Genomic DNA, 1673 nt, shown 5'->3' with positions numbered 1-1673 from the left:
AGTTGACAATTGCTTACACATTTCTTCTTGATGCGCGCCCGTCGCGCCCTTACTGAAATCACTCATTGAAAGCATCGCTATGTTGCAAGGTGAGGCAAAGCTGGCTCCAGGTGAATGGCTGAAAACTGGCGCCGGAATGGGAAAGCAGCAGTGGGAGTGGATGGGAAGGCGGGGGCCCAGGTTGACGGAGGCTGTGCAGGTAAACGGTGCAGGTTGTGGTGCGGTTGGCCATGTTGGGGTGGGATAAAGGAAGAGCAGCAACAATGTGCTTTGGGAGGGCAGGCATTGTGGCGTGAAAAAGATCGGGAACGGATTTGGAGGGCCCAGGCACGGCACAGCAGTGGCCATGACCAAGTTTGAAGGCTTTCGAAGGCTGAGTAGTTGCGCGGGTGCGAGAAGATTTTTTTTTGCGAGAAAAAAAGGGTTGAAAACCACGGTGGGGTGGCATGCGGCGAAAATTGGCGGGAATCGAAAAGAAAGAGGCGGGGTTGGGTTTCACGGGGCAGGGAGTGATGGTCGCATGGCTGTGGGATGGGAGCGGCAGGTGGTGCCGGCAGCAGACATAACCGTTTGGCCGGCCAAGTTGATGGTGATGCAGTTGGGTTGGGAAAGGTGCTTGGTAGAGGCCTGGCAGCCTCGCAAAATAGCGCAAGGTGTGAGCGCAAGGTGTGCCTACGCCTCTACCTACCTGGCCACCTCACACCTGAGAGGCCACAACGGTGGTGGGCCGCGGGCTCTCGGTGTCAAAGCTGCTCTGGGTGCCGCCGAGGCCCTTCATGTTGGCATCAGACGAGGCCATGGTGCCAGCAGACTTTCCGGCAGCCACGCGGGCGGCGTCGCGCTCGCGCTCCGAGTAGGGCCCGGCGAAGAGCAGCATGCAGAAGTTGCCGATCATGCAGGCAACCAGGCCGACGCCGATCACCCAGCCGCCGGTGTGCAGCTCGCCGTAGGTCCAGGGCTCCATGTCCAGGGTGTAGTTGCACTTGTACATGTGCCAGGCTGTCACGGCGGTGCCGATGGCCACGAGGCCAGGCATGAAGCGGCGGATGGCGCGCTTGTACCAGATGAATCCAAAGATGCACATGAACACAAACTGCAGCGCCCAGAGCGTCCAGTCGAAGCGGAAGAAGCGGCCGCAGTTAAAGGTGCCGTTGGGGTTGGTCACCTTGGCGCGCTCAATGCGCATGACCTCTGTGCTCAGCGCGGTCAGGGGCGGCTGGAGCTTGATGCCGGCGCCCACGCCCAGGGGCTGGTTGTTCAGGCAAAAGTTGGTCACATCAGCCAGGCCGCTCAGCACCAGGATGGTGCCCACCACGCTGCCGGCAAAGGCGCCCGCCAGCAGCAGCTGCCAGAGCAGCTGCTCATCCTGCCAGGTGCGCCGGATCGCGCCGCGGATGCCGCCCTTCATTTCCTGAGGCTGCGAGCAGTCGTTTGCCGCGGTACAGCGCAGTTATGCAAGGGGCGAGTCCTTGCTCGTGGCTTCAGCAGTGGAGGCAGGCTAGCAGGATGGTCGGCAGCAAACGTTCCGAAAGTCGGGTAGATTTGCGGCTTGCAAACCGAAACTGTGGGCGGTGTGTGAAGCCGCTGCCTGCGAGTGACGGTGGAGAGCTGCCCCAGCGGCGAAACCTCTTGGAAGGGCCACAATACACTTTGAGCACAATTGCAAGGCCGAG

General features: G+C 60.8%; 1 protein-coding gene. It reads right to left on the bottom strand.

Translation table 11 applies throughout. The annotated features are described in order from the left end of the window. Positions 1-697: 697 nt before the first annotated feature. A complete protein-coding gene (locus IP76_RS20170) occupies positions 698-1408 on the bottom strand; it encodes a hypothetical protein (protein WP_054160042.1) in 711 nt (236 codons plus the stop codon). Positions 1409-1673 lie beyond the last annotated feature (265 nt).

Origin of the sequence: Rhizobium sp. AAP43 (genome assembly GCF_001296045.1) — a bacterium.
In the GTDB taxonomy this organism is placed as follows: Bacteria; Pseudomonadota; Alphaproteobacteria; order Rhizobiales; family Rhizobiaceae; genus Allorhizobium.
This window is presented reverse-complemented; position numbering and strand designations above follow the sequence as displayed.